Source organism: Nonomuraea sp. NBC_00507, assembly GCF_036013525.1.
Taxonomy (GTDB): Bacteria; Actinomycetota; Actinomycetes; order Streptosporangiales; family Streptosporangiaceae; genus Nonomuraea.
This window is the reverse complement of the sequence record NZ_CP107853.1, coordinates 10,141,617-10,160,299: the sequence shown is the minus strand read 5'-3', so window position 1 is coordinate 10,160,299 and position 18,683 is coordinate 10,141,617. Positions and strand designations below refer to the sequence as shown.

15 protein-coding genes are annotated in these 18,683 nt (G+C 68.6%); 13 read left to right on the top strand and 2 right to left on the bottom strand.

Annotated elements, in window-relative coordinates:
* Positions 1–4: 4 nt before the first annotated feature.
* Positions 5–3,229 carry a family 78 glycoside hydrolase catalytic domain gene (locus tag OHA25_RS48795; protein ID WP_327583669.1) on the bottom strand — a complete coding sequence of 1,075 codons (3,225 nt, stop codon included), beginning with the start codon at positions 3,227–3,229 and terminating at the stop codon, positions 5–7.
* 621 nt (positions 3,230–3,850) lie between these two features.
* Here OHA25_RS48795 and OHA25_RS48790 point away from each other — a divergent pair.
* Positions 3,851–4,864 (top strand): LacI family DNA-binding transcriptional regulator, encoded by a 1,014-nt coding sequence (locus OHA25_RS48790; RefSeq protein WP_327583668.1) that lies wholly within the window; start codon positions 3,851–3,853, stop codon positions 4,862–4,864.
* Positions 4,865–5,011: 147 nt separating this feature from the next.
* On the opposite strand, the gene OHA25_RS48785 is transcribed toward OHA25_RS48790, so the two are convergent.
* On the bottom strand, positions 5,012–5,908 hold the full coding sequence (locus OHA25_RS48785) for a helix-turn-helix domain-containing protein (protein ID WP_327583667.1): 897 nt from the start codon (positions 5,906–5,908) through the stop codon (positions 5,012–5,014).
* Between the two features lie 146 nt (positions 5,909–6,054).
* Between OHA25_RS48785 and OHA25_RS48780 the strand changes: the two genes are divergently transcribed.
* The 12 genes from OHA25_RS48780 to OHA25_RS48725 all read left to right on the top strand — a co-directional run bounded on the left by OHA25_RS48780 (position 6,055) and on the right by OHA25_RS48725 (position 18,659).
* Entirely contained in the window at positions 6,055–7,077 is a 1,023-nt protein-coding gene (locus OHA25_RS48780) for a zinc-dependent alcohol dehydrogenase family protein (RefSeq protein WP_327583666.1), read from the top strand.
* 276 nt (positions 7,078–7,353) lie between these two features.
* The gene (locus OHA25_RS48775; protein WP_327583665.1) at positions 7,354–8,655 is read left to right on the top strand and encodes an ABC transporter substrate-binding protein; all 1,302 of its coding nucleotides are present in this window, start codon (positions 7,354–7,356) and stop codon (positions 8,653–8,655) included.
* A complete protein-coding gene (locus OHA25_RS48770) occupies positions 8,652–9,584 on the top strand; it encodes a carbohydrate ABC transporter permease (protein ID WP_327583664.1) in 933 nt (310 codons plus the stop codon). The genes OHA25_RS48775 and OHA25_RS48770 overlap by 4 nt, the downstream gene beginning before the upstream one ends.
* The gene (locus OHA25_RS48765) at positions 9,581–10,408 is read left to right on the top strand and encodes a carbohydrate ABC transporter permease (RefSeq protein WP_327583663.1); all 828 of its coding nucleotides are present in this window, start codon (positions 9,581–9,583) and stop codon (positions 10,406–10,408) included. The genes OHA25_RS48770 and OHA25_RS48765 overlap by 4 nt, the downstream gene beginning before the upstream one ends.
* A 1-nt stretch (position 10,409) precedes the next feature.
* A complete protein-coding gene (locus tag OHA25_RS48760; RefSeq protein WP_327583662.1) occupies positions 10,410–13,001 on the top strand; it encodes a glycoside hydrolase family 78 protein in 2,592 nt (863 codons plus the stop codon).
* Complete coding sequence (locus OHA25_RS48755) at positions 12,998–13,789, top strand: alpha/beta hydrolase family protein (protein ID WP_327583661.1); 792 nt, start codon at positions 12,998–13,000, stop codon at positions 13,787–13,789. Before OHA25_RS48760 ends, OHA25_RS48755 begins: the two co-directional genes overlap by 4 nt.
* A 197-nt stretch (positions 13,790–13,986) precedes the next feature.
* Positions 13,987–15,033, top strand: coding sequence for a trypsin-like serine peptidase (locus tag OHA25_RS48750; protein WP_327583660.1), 1,047 nt, complete (start codon positions 13,987–13,989; stop codon positions 15,031–15,033).
* Between the two features lie 219 nt (positions 15,034–15,252).
* Entirely contained in the window at positions 15,253–15,396 is a 144-nt protein-coding gene (locus tag OHA25_RS48745; RefSeq protein WP_327583659.1) for a hypothetical protein, read from the top strand.
* Between the two features lie 269 nt (positions 15,397–15,665).
* Positions 15,666–16,499, top strand: a complete 834-nt coding sequence (locus OHA25_RS48740; RefSeq protein WP_327583658.1) for a hypothetical protein — start codon at positions 15,666–15,668, stop codon at positions 16,497–16,499.
* An 89-nt stretch (positions 16,500–16,588) separates the two neighbouring features.
* Complete coding sequence (locus OHA25_RS48735; protein ID WP_327583657.1) at positions 16,589–17,335, top strand: hypothetical protein; 747 nt, start codon at positions 16,589–16,591, stop codon at positions 17,333–17,335.
* Positions 17,336–17,508: 173 nt separating this feature from the next.
* Entirely contained in the window at positions 17,509–18,093 is a 585-nt protein-coding gene (locus OHA25_RS48730; protein ID WP_327583656.1) for a hypothetical protein, read from the top strand.
* Positions 18,033–18,659, top strand: a complete 627-nt coding sequence (locus tag OHA25_RS48725) for a cytochrome P450 (RefSeq protein WP_327583655.1) — start codon at positions 18,033–18,035, stop codon at positions 18,657–18,659. Before OHA25_RS48730 ends, OHA25_RS48725 begins: the two co-directional genes overlap by 61 nt.
* Positions 18,660–18,683 lie beyond the last annotated feature (24 nt).

The window sequence follows — 18,683 nt, the reverse complement described above, 5'->3', positions numbered from 1 at the left end:
GGGATCAGCTTGCCATTGCCGCCACGAACGTGAAGGAGCCGGAGGCGACTCTGTAGACGGCGTGGTCTCGGTCCATCCGGAGGAACGTCGCTCGGTGCGGCGCTGCGACGAGGCGTTGTTCTTTCGCCGGCACCCAGACTTCGGCGGCGGTGTTCGCCGGCACCTCGACCGTCAGCTTGAACCGGTCTCCTCCCTTGGTCCATGCGGACCGCACGCTACCGTGCGGCGTCTCGTAGCTGCCCTTTACGGAGGTGAGGTCGCCGACCGGCTTGGGCTGGATGACGAGGCGCCGGTAGGCGGTGGAGTCATCGGCCTCGCGGATGCCCGCCAGCCCGGTGTGGAACCACTCCTCGATCTGCGCCAGGATCATGTGGTTCTTCGAGGCTCCACGGTTCCACTGCTCGCCGATCGTGGTCATGCCGCCCGGATTGGCGGTGGTGGGCTGCATGAAGAACCCGTAACTCGGCTGGTCATCAGCCTGCAGCAGGTCCCACAGGACATCGTCCCTGCCGCCGTCGGCAAGGGCCCGGACCGTCGGGGCCATGCCGATGGTGCCGCCACTGAAGTGCGGGCCCTCGCCGTTGGGGTGGAAAGCGTAGACAAGCTCGACGAGCGCGTCGAGGACAGCCAGGCGTTCGCTGTCGGGGACGAGCCCGGCGTCGAGCGCGAGCGCCTGAGCCGTCTGGGTGGCGCCGGCGGTCCCGGCGTTGCCCGTGCTGGTGTAGCGGCGCAGCTCCTGGTTGTAGAAGTGGGCGTTGAAGGCGTTCTTGATGTCACCGGCGAGGGTCTGGTAGCGGGCGGCGTCGTCGGCGTGACCCGTGAGCTCGGCCATCCTGGCCAGCTTCGTGATCATGATGTAGTAGCCCCAGGTGCCGGTGATCCGGCCTGAGGTCTGGTCGGCCGCGACCCAGTCGGCGAGGGCGGCGTCGACAATGTGCGCGTTCTCGCCCGTCCCCGCCTTCTGTCGCTGGATGTAGTCGGCGAAGTCGACCATCTGGTCGTAGTACCGCGTCATCGTCTCGGTGTCGCCGTAGAGCTCGTAGAGCATCGCCGGGACCAAAATGATGGCGTTGCCCCAGTTGATCTCGTCGCCGAAGCGTCCGCTGTAGCCCCAGTCGTAGACCGGCGTCTTCAGCGCCACGTTTCCGCGCATGGGGGTGTCGGCAATCGACTGTCCCTCGACGAGGTGCCGCATCGTGGTCCGCAGGTAGGCGGCGAGTTCGTAATTGCGGTGGATGGCTCCCATCGGCATCGTGTAGTCGGCCGGGTACGACAGCTTCTCGCGGCCGGGACAGTCGGTGAAGACCGACATCATGTTCGACGCGAAGGAGTAGCGGGCCATCTTGTGGATGCGGTTGACGCGTGCGTTGGAAGTGGTGACCTCACCTGCCACGGGGGTGGCGACCTGCAGCCGGATGCCCTTGATCAGGTCCTTCGTGGGGGTGTAGCCCTCCGGAAGGCCGGTGACCTGGATCCACTGCATGCCGAAGTAGGTGAAGTCGGGGTGCCAAGTCTCTCCGCCGCGCAGACCGGCCGTGGTGTAGGTGTTGAACAGGTCGCGCCCCCGGTTGCCGCCTCCTCCCATGAGAGAGGCCTGGTCGACGGTTCCGTCGGGGGCGAGAGACTCGGCGGGTGCCATCCGGATGGTGACTCCGCCGGGCACAGTGCCCTTGAGGTTCAGCTGTGGCCATCCGCTGATGTTCTGGCCGAGGTCGAACACCCAGGTGCCCGGGGTCGGGTTGGTCATCGAGACCGCCGTGAACGTTTCGACGGCCTTGACCGGCTCGGCCGTCCGGGCCACGAGTTTGGTGGCGAGATTCGGGGGCGGCGCTATTCCCGCGTCCACCCACGACATGTCCGAGCCGTCGCGTCGCTTGGCGGTGGCTGACAGGTCGGAGCCTGGCAGGTCCCAGCCGACTTGCTCGCGCCGTGCGTCATAGTCGGAGCCGGAGTACCAAGCGTCGGTGACGAGGGCGCCGAGGGCGGAGCGCCAGCTGCGGTCGGAGACGATGACGTCCGTCGAGCCGTTGCTGTAGGCGATCTCCAGCCGCGCGATCATGCGGGGAGCGACCGCGGCGCCGGCGCTCGGGTCGCTGGCGGCGATGTTGTTGCCCGAGCCGGTCACCGTCGCGCCGGTGGAGTGCGCCTTGGCCAGCCCCGGCGTGAAGGTGATCCCTGTTCCGTCAACGCCTGCGGTGCCGATCGCGGTGATGGTGCGCGATTCGAGGTTGTCGCCGCCGTTGCCGGTGTCGATGTTGATGGTGCCGCCGATGTGGTAGTTGGCGACATTGTCGAGTTTCACGGTCGTGGCGCCGGCCTCGGCCCCGGCGGCCAGGGAGCCGCTGCCTTTCAGCTGGCTCTGCCACCATGAGTACGGCGCCGTGCGGCCCACGGCCGGGTTGGTGACGCTGCGCCGCACGTAAGCAGGGCCGTTGCCGAGCCGTACACCGAGGGTGTTGGCCCCGGCGCGCAGGTCGTCGGTGATGTCGTAGGTGCGGTACTCACTGGAGAGCTGGTAGTTGGAGTAGCCGGGCGCGAGGACTTCGTCGCTGAGCTTGCGACCGTTCAAGGTCGGCAGGTGCAGGCCCACGCCGGAGAGGTAGAGACGGGCGCCGGCCACGCGCTTGCCGCGGTCGACGTCGAACTGACGGGCGAAGATCGGCATGGGCTGCGTTTCGGTGCGGCCCGGGTACTCGATCCAGCGCGCCGCGCCCCAATCGCTCTGCTGCAGCAGGCCCATCTCCCATGAGGAGGGCTTGCTCCAGTCCGACGGCTTCTTGTCGGCGTCCCAGACCCGGACGTGCCAGATGATCTTCTGACGTGAACCCAACGCTTGGCCGGCATAGCGGACGCCGGACTGGACGGGGGAGTTCACCTTGCCGGAGTCCCAGATCAGCCGGCCGCGCTTGAGGTTCTCCTCGCTTGTCGCGGCCTGGACCTGGTACGCGGTCTGCGCGTCGCCGGGACACGCCGCCCGCGAGAGCGGCCGGTGGCACGGGTGGGCGGCGGCTTGTCGTGTCTCTTGCATCCGCCACCCGAGTGAGGGGGTGAGGTTGTCGATGCCGAGAGATTCGTCGTACCGGCCGTCAACGTTGAGGTCGACGACGTGGACGGGCGATACCGCGCCGGCGGCGACGGCCGGTGGAGCGCCGAAGGGCTGCGAGAGAGCGAGGGCTAAGGAAACCCCCAGTCCCGCGAGCATGCGGATCCGACGACGTGATTTCGACACAGGTCACTCCCTTCCCGGCCGGCCATTCCGCGCCGGCCGGTGCTGCTTCGCCTGCTTGTGGCTGGGGTCGCGCCCATGCCAGGGCGGGCGCGAGGGTGGCGCTCGGGCCGCCGAATGAGTCGGCGTGAGGGTGAACGCTGCAGTCGCCGCTCCGGAGAATGCGCGACATCGGGCGGCGGGCTTATACCCCTGTGCGGTCGGGTGGGCCGCGGGGAACGACCAGTTCAGGGCGATGGGGGTGACGGAAGGCTCGCACCATGCGCCTCCGCGAGGGGGTAAATCGATTTAAGATCGCATCGTTGTCGTTAACGTAGGCGTAACCCAGTCCGGCGTCAAGAGGCATCTCGAGCAACGGTTCCCGGTATTGACCGATGTATAAGAGATGCAGCACAACATAAATGGGTAACGATACCCGTTCCGATCAAGCTCTTGACCACGGCGAACAGGAGGACGGCTAGGGCGCGGCCATGGGTGGTCGGACCGGCCTGCGAACGTAGGCTCTTAAAACGTTTTCTCAAGCGCCCAAGCTGAGCGATGCCCTGAGCTCGTAGAATCGGTACACGTCTCGGGAAATGGAGTTTCATGGCCGCGCCTGGTCGACGACGAGTGACGATCGCCGATGTGGCGAGCCATGCTCAGGTCTCCGTCACGGCGGTGTCCAAGGTGATCCGCAACGCCTACGGCGTGAGCCCGGCCATGAAGGACCGGGTCAAGACGGCCATCGAGGAGCTCGGCTATCGGCCGCAGGCCGTCGCCCGGGGGATGCGGGGGCGCACTTTCACGATCGGGCTGGTGTTGCCGCACATCAGGAACCCGTTCTTCGCCGACATTCTCGACGGCCTCACCGAGTATCTCGAGAACACCGACTACCAGGCGTTCATGATCCAAGGAGGCGCCACCCGCAAGGTCGAGAGGCGGGCGGTCGACGCCCTCATGGACCGCCAGGTGGACGGCATCATCATGGTCGCCCCGCTCGCTTCGAAGCCGCGGCTGGAAGAGGTGGCGAAGGAAAAGCCCACCGTGGTGCTGGCACGGCACGAGCGGTCGTCGTACTACGACTCGGTGTTCGATGACGACGAGGCGGGCGCCGAACTCGTCGTGCAGCACCTCATCGCGCTGGGGCACCGCCGGATCGCGCACATCACGCACCAGGACGACAGCCAGGCTAGGCCGGCCGACCTGCTGCACAACATCCGGTCGGCGACCTACGAACGCGTCATGCGCGAGCACGGGTTCGGCGACGAGATCGCCATCGCCACCAGCTTCTATCACGAGAAAGGCGGCTACGAGGGAGCCCGTGAGCTGCTGAGCCGTTCCTCCCGCCCGACGGCGATCTTCGCGGGGGCTGACCAGGCAGCGCTCGGCGCGCTCGCCGCGCTCCACGAGGCCGGCCTGTCCGTCCCGGCGGACGTCTCAGTCGCCGGTTACGACAACACTCACCTGGCCGCTCTGCCGAACATCGCGCTGACCAGCGTTGACCAGGAAGGCGCCGAGATGGGCCGCGCCGCGGGCAAGCTCCTGCTGGAACGCATCGAGGGCCGCATGACGCCCGTGCGCTTCTCCGTCACCCCGAGCCTGGTCGCCCGCACTTCCACGGCCCCGCCTGGGGGCTCGGTGAATGCTCCGAAGCCGTAGCCGAACGGGTGGCGCGCCGTCTGGAGCGGCGGGATTCGGGGCGCGCGGAGTCGCGATAGCCGTGGCGCTTCGCTGAGACGCCGGCTGGTGCCGCCGGGTCAGGGTCACCGGTGCCGGATAGCCGGAGATGGTGCGGCTGGGGGATGGTCAGGCCTGGTCTGCCGGTCGGCGGCCCGGGGCTTCGTGAGGCTGGAGATCGCTGGTGTCGGAGGCGGCCCAGCTGGCCAGAAGGCGGAGTTTGTCTGCAGAGTCGCTGCCGGGTTCGGCGCCGTAGGCGACCAGGCGGAGGTTGTCGGCGGCCAGTTCGAGGGATTCATAGGTGAGGTGGAGGTCGCCGACGACGGGGTGGTGGAGGGGCTTGGCGCCCTGGTGGTGCTGGCGGACGTCGTGGCGGGCCCAGCGGGTGCGGAAGTCGTCGCTGCGGGTGGACAGTTCGCCGACCAGGTCGGTGAGGTCTTTGTCGTACGGGTCGCGGCCGGCCTGGGCGTGCAGGAGGGCGACGGTTTCGTCGGCGGCGCGTTCCCAGTCGCCCCAGAACAGGCGGGATTGGGGATCGAGGAAGGTGAACCGGCCGAAGTTGGGTGTGGCGCCATGTGCGGAGCCGATCATGGGAGCGAACAGGGCGCGGCTGAGGGCGTTGGTGGCCAGAAGGTCGCAGCGGCCGTTCAGGACGAACGCGGGCGCGCCGGTCATGGCGTCCAGGAGCCGCTGCACGTTGGGCCGCACGGTGCAGGGGGCGGGGCGGTGCCGGCGGCGCGGGGCGGGTCCGGCGGCGCGGGCCAGGTGCTCCAGGTGGGTGCGTTCTTCGTCGTTGAGCCGCAGCGCGCGGGCCAGGGCGTCGAGGACATTGTCGGAGACCCCGGACAGGTCGCCGCGTTCCAGGCGGGAGTAGTACTCCACGCTGACCCCGGCCAGTTGGGCGACCTCGGCGCGGCGCAGGCCCGGCACCCGGCGGATGCCGTAGGACGGAAGCCCGGCCTGCTGCGGGCTGATCTTGGCGCGGCGTGAGGTCAGGAACTCACGGATCTCGCTGCGGTTGTCCATCCTCTTAGGCTAGGCGGCCCTTCGGGCGGGAGGGGTGCCCTGCCAGTACACCTTTTATCAAGAACTCCCTGGTCAAGGGTGGTTGGTGTTTCCTGGGTCGTTGTGTACAGCCATCAACCAGATCTCATCCAGCAAGGAGAACCATCATGCGTGGTGCCGTGATGCACGCCCCCGGTGACGTCCGGGTGGAAGAGCGCCAGGACCCGAAGATCATCGCTCCGTCCGATGCGATCATCCGCCTGCCCGCGACCTGTATCTGCGGGTCGGACCTGTGGCCGTATCGCGGGATCGACGCCGTGGACGGGCCGTCCCCGATGGGCCACGAGTACGTGGGCATCGTCGAGGAGGTCGGCGGTGCGGTGAAGACGATCAAGCCCGGCCAGTTCGTGATCGGGTCCTTCTTCGCCTCGGACAACACCTGCGAGATCTGCCGGACCGGCTACCAGACCTCCTGCGTCAATCGCGAGTTCGCGACCGCGGGCGGGGCCCAGGCGGAGCTGCTGCGCGTCCCGCTCGCCGACGGCACGCTCGTGGCCACGCCGGATATCCCCTCCGACGATCTGATCCCGAGTTTCCTGGCCGCATCGGACGTGCTGGGCACCGGCTGGTTCGGTGCCGTAGCCGCGCAGGCCGGTCCCGGCAAGACGGTCGCGGTGGTCGGCGACGGCGCGGTCGGCCTGCTCGCGGTGCTGGCCGCCAAGCAGCTCGGCGCGGAGCGGATCATCGCGATGAGCCGCCACGAGCCGAGGCAGAAGCTCGCCCGCGAGTTCGGCGCGACCGACATCGTCACCGAGCGCGGTGACGAGGGCGTAAGGATGATCAAGGAGCTCACCGGCGGCCTGGGCGCGCACTCGGTCGTCGAGGCGGTCGGCACCCAGGAGTCGATGATGCAGGCCATCCGCTCGACCCGGGGCGGCGGGCATGTCGGCTATGTGGGCGTCGCGCACGGCGTCGAACTGCCCGGCGAGGAGCTGTTCTTCTCCCACGTGCACCTGCACGGCGGCCCAGCCCCGGTCCGTCAGTACCTGCCGGAGCTCATCGACCTCATCTCGAACCGTCAGATCGACCCCGGCAAGGTCTTCGACCTTGAGCTGCCCCTCGACGAGGCCGCCGAGGGTTACAAGGCCATGGACGAACGCCGCGCCATCAAGGTGCTCCTGCGCCCGTAACCCGGGCGCGCACCCAGGACTCGCCGATGAGTGAAGGCAGGGCCGCAGGCTGCGAGGCCATGGCCGAGCGCCGGGCCACCAGGGTGCTGGCCCGGCGCGCCGTTCCTTTGCGAAGCTGGAGAAACGTTACCTAAAAAATCGCGATATCAGCGATCTGGCCTGGGAAAAGGATGGGAACCGTTACCCAAAATGTGTCTTGACACTCCTCCACGTAACGCCTACGTTAACCGCATCGGGGAGTCGCTTAAAACGATTCAATAAACCCTGGAGGGGTGTGTGAAGACCTCCCACCGCACGCTTGCGACGGCCGTGGCCGTGCTCGCGATGGCGGCCCTGACCTCCTGCGGCTCCGGTTCGGAGCCCGCTGCTGACGGCACCGTCACCCTCTCCTTCATGACGGGCAGCGACCAGTCGACCGTGGACACGTCCAGGGCGCTGGCGAACGCGTTCATGAAGGCCAACCCCACCATCAAGATCGAGATGGAGCATCAGCCGGGCGGCAGCGAGGGCGACAACATCGTCAAGACCCGCCTGTCCACCGGCGAGATGACGGACGTGTTCTGGTACAACTCGGGCTCATTGCTGCAGGCGCTCAACCCCACCCAGACCCTCGTCGATCTCAGCAATGACCCCGTCCTCGCCAACGTCCAGACCGACTACCTGCCCGTGGTCACGCAAGGCGGCAAGGTGTACGGCGTTCCCGCCACGACGCTCGCCGGCGGCGGCATCCTGTACAACCGCAAGGTCTACGACCAGCTGGGCCTGGAGATCCCCAAGACGTGGGCCGAGTTCATGGCCAACAACGACAAGATCAAGGCGGCCGGGATCACCCCCGTGATCAGCACGTTCAAGGACACGTGGACGTCGCAGATCTTCGTGCTCGCCGACTACTACAACGTCCAGGCGGCGGCACCGACCTTCGCCCAGGACTACACGGCGGGCAAGGCGAAGTACGCCACCACGCCCGCCGCGCAGGGCGGGTTCCAGCACCTCGCCGATGTGCACGCCAAGGATTACCTCAACAAGGGCTTCGGCTCGGCCACCCTCGATCAGGGCCTGAAGATGCTGGTCGAGGGCAAGGGCGCACACTACGCGATGCTCAGCGCGCTGCTGCCGCCGCTTCTGGCCACTAACCCGCAGACGGCCACTGACGTCGGCTTCTTCGGCGTCCCCGGCACCGACCCGGCCAAAAGCGGCGCCACCGTCTGGGAGCCCCCCGCCATCTACATCGCCAAGACCACCGAACACCTGGAAGCGGCCAAGAAGTTCCTCGCCTTCGTCGCCTCGCCGGCAGGTACGGAGGCCGTGACCGCGGCGGTGCGGCCGTCGGGGCCGTATCGCATCAAGGGGTCCAAGCTGCCTGAGGACGCCATCCAGGTGGCCAAGGACCTGCAGGGCTACATCGACAAGGGTGCTACGGCGCCGGCGCTGGAGTTCCTGTCGCCCATCAAGGGCCCGTCGCTGGAACAGATCACCGTCGCGGTCGGCTCCGGGCTGACGCCGCCCGCCGAGGGTGCCGCGCAGTACGACAAGGACGTGGAGAAGCAGGCCAAGCAGTTGGGCCTGGCAGGGTGGTGACCAAGCACCAAGCCGGGCCCCGCACGGGGCCCGGCGCGCCGCCCGCACAGCGGCACGCCCGCCCGGTGGCCAGGCGAAAGTCGGCCTACCCCTATGCGCTGTACCTGCCGGCCGCCGTCGTCTACCTGGTGATCTTCCTGGTGCCGACGGCCATGGCCTTCTACTTCGCGCTCACTCGCTGGACGTTGTTCGACAGCACCTTCGTCGGACTCCAGAACTTCCGGGACTTCCTCGCGGAGCAGAACCTGCGCATCGGCTTCCAGAACACCATCGTCTACGCCGTGGTCACGAGCGGGCTGAAGGTCGTCCTCGGGCTGCTGCTGGGCGTGCTGCTCACCTCGCGGCTGCGGCTGCGCGGCTTCCTACGCTCGGTGGTGTTCTTCCCCGTGCTGGTGAGCACGGTCGCGGTCGGCATCACCTTCAGCGCGCTGCTGCGACCGGACACCGGCCTGGTCAACAAGGCCCTCGCCCTGGTCGGCATCGACGGCCCGGACTGGCTGGGCGACGCCAACTCTGCCCTGCTGTCGGTGGCGATGGTGGACGTGTGGAAGGGCGTCGGCCTGGCCACCGTCATCTACATCGCGGGGATCATGTCGATTCCCCGTGACTACTACCAGGCGGTCGCGGTCGACGGGGGCAGCGCCTGGCACCGCTTCCGGCACGTCACGCTGCCGCTGAGCTGGCCGGCCACCTACTCCGTGATCATCCTCTCCTTCATCGGCGGGCTGCGCTCGTTCGACCTGATCTGGACGATGACCCGCGGCGGGCCCGGCTTCACCAGCGACACCATCGCCTCGATCATCTACAAGCAGTACCAGGCCGGCTTCTTCGGCCTGTCCACGGCCGGCAACGTGCTGCTGTTCCTCATGGTCACCGCCATCGTCGTCCCGCTGAACTACATCCTCGGCAAGAGGCAGGTCGCCGTATGAGAGCTCTCAAGAAGCTCAGCGCCGAGACGGTCGCACTGGTCCTGGCCACCGCGATCTTCCTGGTGCCCTTCTCCTTCATGCTGCTGACCGCGGTGAAGGATCAGGCGCAGTCCGCGGACCTGGACTTCGGGTGGCCGGGCGAGTGGCGGCTGGTGGAGAACCTCGTCGAGGTCGTCGAGGCGCGCGACTACGTGCTGCTGCGCGCCTTCGTCAACTCCACCGTCCTCACCGTCGCGTCGGTCGCGCTGATCGTGATCTTCGCCGCGATGGCCGCGTTCGTGCTGCAGCGCCGGGCCGGGAAGATCGGGTCGCTGGCCAACTTCCTGGTGCTGTCCGGGCTGATCATCCCGCCCGCGATCGTGCCCACGATCTGGCTGCTGCAAGGGCTCGGCCTGTTCAAGACCCTGCCCGGACTGATCCTGGTCGAGGTCGCCTTCGGCCTGTCGTACGCGGTGCTGCTGTTCCGCGCCTTCATCGCGGCCATCCCGCATGAACTGGACGAGGCCGCCCAGATCGACGGCTGCACGGGGCTCGCCCTGTTCTTCCGGGTGATCTTCCCCCTGCTGCGGCCGGTCACCATCACGGTCATCCTGACCACGTCCGTGGCCGTCTTCAACGACTTCGTCAACCCGCTGTACTTCCTGCCCGGCGACGACAACGCCACCGTGCAGGTCACCCTCTACAACTTCCAGAGCCAGTACAGCACCCAATGGAACCTGCTGTTCATGGACATCGTCCTGATCACGATTCCCCCGCTGCTGGCCTTCGTCTTCTTCAACCGCAAGATCGTCGCCGGCATGACCGCCGGCGCCATCAAGGGATGACATGACCTTCCTGAACGTCGAACCGGTCACCTTCGACCATCATCGAGACCCTCTCGGCATCGGCGAGCATGCCCCGCGCCTGTCTTGGATCATCCAGACCGACATCCCCGGCTGGCTGCAGCAGGCGTACGAGATCGAGCTCAGCGACGGCACCTCCACCGGCTTCGTCGAGTCGGGGGAGTCGGTCCTCGTCCCGTGGCCGGGCGAACCGCTGGGCTCGCGCGAGCGGCGTGGCGTGCGGGTGCGCGTGCACGGCGCCGACGGCTCGGCCAGCGGGTGGAGCCCCTGGTCATACGTGGAGGCGGGGCTGCTCGACCCGGCCGACTGGCAGGCGAGGGCGGCGGCGCCGCCGTGGGACCTGCTCGCCGATTCCGACGGCCCGGCGCCGCTGCTGCGCCGCGACTTCACCCTTCGCGGGCCGGTCGAGCGCGCTCGCCTGTACGTCACCGCGCACGGCACGTACGAGGCCGAGATCAACGGCCGGGTCGTCGGCGACGACGTGCTCGCCCCCGGGTGGACCAGCTATCACCACCGCCTGCGTTACCGTACCCACGACGTCACCGCCCTGCTGCGCGAGGGCCCCAACACGATCGGCGCCACCCTCGCCGACGGCTGGTACCGCGGCCGCATCGGCTTCGCCGGCGGCAGATCCGGCATCTACGGCGACCGCACCTCGCTGATCGCCCAGCTGGAGATCACCTACCTCGACGGCACGACGGACACGGTCGCCACCGACAGTGCCTGGCGCTGCGCACCGGGCCCGGTCACGGCCGCGAGCCTCTACGACGGCGAGACCCACGACGCCCGCCTGCTTCCCGACGGCTGGTCGGAGCCCGGCTTCGACGCCTCCACCTGGTTGCCCGCCGAGGTCCTCCACCACGATACGGCCCTTCTGGTCGCCCCGACCGGGCCGCCCGTACGCCGTACCGAAGTCCTTCACCCGATCGGCGTCCTCACCGGCCCGAACGGCGAGACCATTCTGGACTTCGGGCAGAACATCGCCGGACGGCTGCGCATCCGCGTCCAGGGCCCGGCCGGGCACACCGTCTCGCTGCGTCATGCCGAAGTCCTGGACAATGGCGCCCTGGCACTACGACCGCTGCGCCATGCCGCCGCCCACGACCGCTACATCCTGCGCGGCGACGCCGAGCCCGAGACCTGGGAGCCGCGCTTCACGGTCCACGGCTTCCGCTACGCGCAGATCGACGGATGGCCAGGAGACCTCCGGCACGGCGACGTCGTGGCGGTCGTCTGCCACACCGACATGCGGCCTATCGGCGACTTCGACTGTTCCGATCCGCTGCTCAGCCGCCTGCACGACAACGTCCGCTGGAGCATGCGCGGCAACTACGTCGACTTGCCCACCGACTGCCCCCAGCGCGACGAGCGGCTCGGCTGGACCGGCGACATCCAGGTCTTCGCCCCCACAGCGTCCTTCCTGTACGACTGCGCCGGTCCGCTGAAGTCCTGGCTCGCCGACCTCTCCGCCGAGCACCGCCGCCACGGCACCGTCCCCGTCTTCGTGCCCTGGATCGCGCTCGAGCCCGTCCCCGACGTGCTGCCGACAGCTGCGTGGGGCGACGCGGCGGTCGTCGTGCCCTGGACCCTCTACCAGCGCACCGGCGACCTCGAGCTGCTGCGCGAGCAGTACCCGAGCATGAGTGCCTGGGTGGACCAGATCGCCGGCCTGGCCGGCGAGAGTTTCCTGTGGGACACCGGGCCGCAGCTCGGCGACTGGCTCGACCCGACCGCCCCACCCGAACGGCCCTCCGAGGCGCAGACCGACCCGGCTCTGGTCGCCACCGCCTACCTGGTCCACTCGGCCGGGCTGGTCGCCGAGACGGCCACGCTGCTCGGCCGCACCGGCGACGCCGCCCGTTACCGCGAGCTGACCGAGCGGGTCCGGGCCGCCTTCGACACCGTGTACGCGACGTGCGACGGCAAAGTGAGCAGCGACTCCCAGACGGCCTACGCCCTCGCCCTGCGCTTCGGGCTCCTCGACGGCGCAGAACGTCGCGCACACGCGGGGGAGCGGCTGGTGGAGCTGGTGCGGGCGAACGGTCACCGCATCGGCACCGGCTTCGTCGGCACGCCGCTCATCTGCGACGCGCTCACCGACGCCGGGGCCGTCGAGGACGCCTACCGGCTGCTCCTACAGACCGAGTGCCCGTCCTGGCTGTACGCGGTCACCATGGGCGCCACCACGATCTGGGAACGCTGGGACAGCATGCTGCCCGACGGCACGGTCAACCCGGGCGAGATGACCTCCTTCAACCACTACGCGTTCGGCGCCGTCGCCGACTGGATGCACCGCACCATCGCCGGCCTGGCCCCGGCGGCTCCGGGTTACCGCCGGTTCGTCATCCGTCCTCGCCCCGGCGGCGGCCTCACCCACGCCGGCGCGAGTCTCGACACCCCGTACGGCAGGGCCGAGGTCAGCTGGAAACGAACCGGCGATCAGGTGACGCTCGTGGTGGTGTTGCCCGCGAACACCACCGCCGCCGTCCATCTGCCCACCGACCCGGACAACGCCATCGAGGTCGGGGCGGGACGCCATGTCTTCCAGTGCGTGCCAGGAAAGGCGGCTCTGTGATCAGGAATCAAGACTTCGAGCACAACGGGCGGATTCTGCGCTCCACGCTGCACATTCCCGAGGAACGGGGTGCCATTGGCCTGCCGACGGTGGTGTTCGTCCATGGGTTCTCCAACAACCGGATGGAGAACCGCTCGTTCGTCCTGATGTCGCGGATGCTGGAGGCGGCCGGCATCGCATCGGTCCGGTTCGACCTGTCCGGGCACGGGGAGAGCGACGGCGACTTCTTCGACGTCACCATCATCGGCGAGATCGCCGAAACCCGGTCCGTCGTGCGGGCCGTGCGCTCCTTCGACTTCGTCGCTCCCGACCGCATCGGCCTGGTCGGGATGAGCATGGGCGGCGTCGTCGCCGGCATCGTGGCCGCAGAGGAGCCGGGCATCCGCGCCGTCTGCCTGTGGTCGCCGGCCGCTGTCGCCCCCTTCGAAGTGGGCTCCGGCCACCTCAAGGGCCGTGACATCGCGGCGGAGATCGGGGAGAAGGGATACTTCGACGCCGACAGCCACCGGATGAGCCCGGCCCTGGTCGACGACATCGCTAACCTCGACGTCTACGGCCGGTCCTGTGCGTATGCCGGGCCCGTGCGCATCATCCACGGCGACAAGGACGACATCGCCCCTGTCTCCTACGCCCGTCGCTACCTCGATCACTACGGCGGCAACGCGGAGCTGGAAGTCGTCGAGGGCGCCGACCACGGCTGGTCCACCGTGCCCCACCGCACCCGGCTGCATCAGTCCACCTTGCAGTTCCTCCGCGAGAATCTAAGCCCGCCGCATGATGGTCGATGAGCTCGTGGCCCTTGCGCCCTTTTCGCCCGCTGACGCCAGCCGCCCTGGGTGACGCTGCCGGGCCAAGTCCGCGGCGGACACCGTCTCGGCGCGCAAAAACCGTTGATCATAACGGGGGCGGCAGGTAGCGTTCTTGCTTGGCGACGATCACGTGTTCGAATTGTTGCCAGACCTTGCATGCCGATCAGGAGATGTGTGTGACCAATCGAACCTTAGGTGCATTAGCTGTCAGCCTCCTGGCCTCCCTTCTTGTGGCCGCGCCGACCGCAGCCGTCAGCGCCGGCGTGGCGACTGACCCGCTGGCCTCTTCGCAGGCGGCCGCCGCCGAGATCGCGACGTTCTGGCTGAGCGGCGGCGGCGCCAACCTGGCCGCCGCCACCCCGTACAGCGTCCAGACCGCCGTCGACAAGATCACCACCGGTGGCGGCGGCATCTCACCCGACACCAAGCCCGGCTCCACCCCGCCGTCGCTTCCTGCCACCACCGGGACGGCGCCCACCACCGCGGGCAAGGTGTTCTTCGTCGGCGCCGACGGGCAGCCGCACTGGTGCACGGGCACCGCCGTGCAGTCGCAGTACCGCAACGTCGTGGCGACCGCGGCGCACTGCGTGTACGACACCGAGCGCTTCGACTCCACGCTCGACAAGTGGGTCTTCGTGCCGGGCTACGCCGGCGGCACGATCCCGTCGGGCCTCTACGTCGGCAAGCAGCTCTTCGGACATTACGACTTCGACGCCTACCGCGACTACGACCGCGACTACGCCTTCGTCGTCGTGTACGAGGGCGTCGTCCCTTCACCCACCGGCGGGCTGGCCAACTTCGGCAGGCTGGGCGACAACGTCGGCGGGCAGGGCCTGGCCTGGAACCAGCCGATGGGCTCCACGGTCGACGTCTTCGGCTACCCGGCCGGCCAGCACCCCGACGGCAAGCGGCCGTACACGGGGGAGACCCTCGAATCCTCCCGTGGTCGCACGATCACCGCCATGGCGCCCAGCCTGAAGGGCGAGAACCTGCAGGCCGTCGACTCCCCGTTCACCGGGGAAGGGTCGCTCGGCTCCGCCTGGATGCTGCGCTATGACAAGGCCAGCGGCAGGGGCTACCTCAACGGCCTCACGATCAGCGTGGCCGACACCGACGCCGACCTGCGGTACGACACGAGCCTGTCGCCCTACTTCGACGGCGAGCTGGCGGCCGTCTACTCCGCCGCCAGCACACACTGGAGCGGAGCGGTCCTGCCCGGGTGATCGGGTCGTCGTGATCCGGATCAGCCACCGCCAGGCCCGCCCGGGTCCGGCGGTGCGCTGCCCCATCGGCCCCCGGCCTGGGCTTCCTCCGCGACCTGGTACGAGTCCACGGCGAGCACCTGGGACTGACCGGCGAGCGGCTGGGCGACCTGGCCCTCGCCTCGCCCGGCGAAGGCATCGCCCCCGGCGCTGACGCTGATCTCTCAGCGCCTTCCCGGCATGACGCTAGTCGCCGTCGATGGCGAGGTGGATCGCACCAACAGTGGCCGGCTGGCCGGCTACCTCGACCGCGTCCCACCGCACCGGCGTGCACGTGGCCTGTGCCTGTGGCGCGCCCGCCCGCCCCAGCTTTACGGGGACTGATCCGCGGGCGCCGATGGTGCGAATACCGGGAAACAGACCCGTACAGGAGGAGACTGGCATGGCCGCAACAGCGCGTTGCAAGGTCCGCCGTCACATCCGCCTGGCCATCATCGGCGCGGTCGTAGTCACGGGGCTCGCGGTGGGGACAGTCGGAGCTTCGGCGACGACTCCGAGGGGGACTTCAGCCGTGGGGCTGACCCGGCTCGGCGCCGGCAGCACCCTCAGCCTCATTCCCAGCGCCCGCCCTGGCGCCGGGCCGCCGCTCCCCGATGCCCGGGTTCCTGCTGGACCGGGGTCGATACACGACGTTCGACCCGCCAGAGACCGGCGTGCGGCTCTTGCCCGCAGGCATCAACAACCGCGGCCAGATCACGGGTGAGTACCTCGGCCCCGGCAACGAGTCCGGTTTCCTGCGGGACAGGCGCGGCAAGGTCACCAAGGTCGACCTCCCCGGCGCCACGGCAACCGAGGTCGTCAAGATCAACGATCGTGGCGTGATCGCGGGCGCCTACAGCCGGACCGTCCCGTTCCTCAGTGACCCCAACGGGATGGCGCACGGGTTCCTGCTTGACCGCGGCAAGGTCACCAGAATCGACGTCCCCGGCGCAGTGCAGACCGAGGCGGCCGGCATCAACGACCGCCGGCAGGTGGTGGGCGTCTTCACCGACGCCGGCGACACCTCCCACGGCTTCCTCTGGAACAAGGGGCGCTTCACCACCATCGACGTCCCCGGCGCCGCCTACTCCGAGCCCATCGACATCAACGACCATGGCCAGATCGTCGGCATCTATGGCGAGGGCTCCGGCACGGGACCGATCCACGGCTTCCTCTGGGACAAGGGCCGCTTCACCACGATCGACGTCCCCGGCGTCCCGATCACCATCCCCTTCGGCATCAACGACCATGGCCAGATCGTGGGCAGCACCCTCACCGACGCCGCCACTCTGTCCGGAGCCCGCGGCTTCCTGCTGCGCAACGGCGTCGACGGCCCCGTCACTCCCATCAGCTTCCCGGGCGCGCCCAGGACCCTGGCGACCGGCATCAACGACCGCGGCCAGATCGTCGGCGCCTACGAGAACCCCAACGCCGCGCCCAGTCCGTAACTCTCGGGGTGGAGGATCTACGCAGGCGAAAATGACCAGATGCCCTCCAGCGGTCTCCGATCGTGATCCGCTTGCGGCAAGATCGGCTCGTGAAGAAGACAACGATCACAGCCCTGGTGGCCTGCGGCTGCCTACTGGCGGCAGCCGCGCCCGCCCAGGCCGCTCCCAAGGACCCCGTACGCGCCCTCAAGAGCAAGCTCACCTCCGGGCACGGCGTGCGGTTCACCGAGACGACCACGCTCTCGGGCGACGACAAGATCAAGATTCAGAGCCGCAAGGGGACCTTCCAGTTCAACGCCAAGGGCGTGGCGGCCTCCGACATCACCGCCACCCCCGTGGGCCGCCCCCGCGAGCGCACGATCAGCGTCGGCAAGGTCAGCTACACCTCGGGCGGCCTATGGGAAGACCGCTTACCGGCGGGCAAGTCCTGGCTCAAGGGCAACGGCCTGCTCGGCGGCGGCAGCGGCTTCTACGGGCAGGTCATCAACCCCGTCGAGCCGACGACCCTGGCGGCGCTGGTCAAGAAGGGCAAGCTGAGCGGGAGCACGCTCACAGGGAAGATCACCTTCAAGGAGCTGGAGAAGGTGTCGCGCTGGTTCGGGGCGTCGATCCCGCTGCGCATGCACAACGACACGAAGGTCTCCTACACGCTCACGCTGACCTCTGCCGGGCTGGTGAGCAGGGTGAAGTCGTCGTACGCGGCCACGGGCGTGTTCGACACCAACGGGTTTGAAGGCAAGACGATCACGATCGACAGCCGCTTCACCGGATGGGGCACCAAGGTGTCCATCAAGGCGCCGGACCCCGAGACGGTGACCACCGACACGGGCGACTGACCGCTGCCGTCTCCACCGGGGCCCTGCCTGCCCGAGCTCGGACCGGCCCCAGGACCTGAACCGCCAGCCGGATGCGGCAGGCCCGCGGACGCGCGTCGCGGGCCTGCCACATCGGCGGCGAACTCTGGACGTATCACACGCATGGGGCCCGACGTCAACGATGGAGCTGCGTGATGACCGTGGACCACCGCTTCGGGCAAGGCGTGGGAGAGGCACGGAAGAACCGGTTGCTGGGCACAGCCAGCGAGGTCGTGACCGATCCGGTTACGGACTGGGCGACCGACTTCTCCCATGTCGATCCCGTCTGGGCCGCCGGTCCCTATCCGATCCAGGACGAGCTGCGGCAGCGTTGCCCGATCGCGCACACCGAGCGGTTCGGCGGCGTGTGGCTGCCGACGCGCTATAAGGACGTGGCGGCCGTCGCGTACGACACCGAGCGTTTCTCCTCCCGGTCGATCATCGTCAGCAACAACAAACCGCCACTCGACCTGGCCCCGGTAGGCGACGCCCCGCCCATCACGTCCGACCCGCCGTTCCACCGCGATGCCCGGCAATTGTTGCTGCCGATGTTCACCAAGGCAGCGGTGGCCGAGCAGGAGGAGGCGACGCGGGCGGGCCGCGCTTCCGCGAGTTCGTCGAGAACGTCCTGGAGAGCATCAACCAGCCGGCCGAGGAACGGCTCGCACGCCAAGACGAATTGGCCGGTTACCTCGTCGCGCAGATCCACGAGCACGTGGCCAGGCCGCGCGACGATCTGACGACGTACCTCATCAACGCCGAACTCCATGGGCAGAAGCTGGACCCCATGCACGTGGTGGGCACGATGATGCTGCTCCTCATCGCCGGCATCGACACGACGTGGAGCGCCATCGGGGCGTCCCTGTGGCACCTGGCCAAGACCCCGGCCGACCGCGAGCGACTGGTGGCCGAGCCGGGGCTGCTGCCGACCGCGATCGAGGAGTTCCTGCGCGCCTACGCCCCGGTCACCATGGCTCGGCTGGTCAAGCAGGATATGCATTGGAACGGCGTGGACATGAAGGCCGACGACTGGATCCTGCTGTCCTTCCCCGCCGCCAACCGCGACCTTGCCCAGTTCGAGCGGGCGGACGAGGTGCTCATCGACCGTGAGCTGAACCGGCACGCCGCCTTCGGCCTCGGCATCCACCGCTGCGTGGGCTCCCACCTGGCCCGTCTGGAGCTCCGGGTCGCTCTGGAGGTCTGGCTGGAGCGCATCCCCGCCTTCGACCTGGCGGACCCGGCGGCGGTAACGTGGGCGGCCGGCCAGGTACGCGGCCCCCGCGCCCTCCCCCTCCGCATCCTCTGACCATCGAAGCCCGTTGAAGCCTGC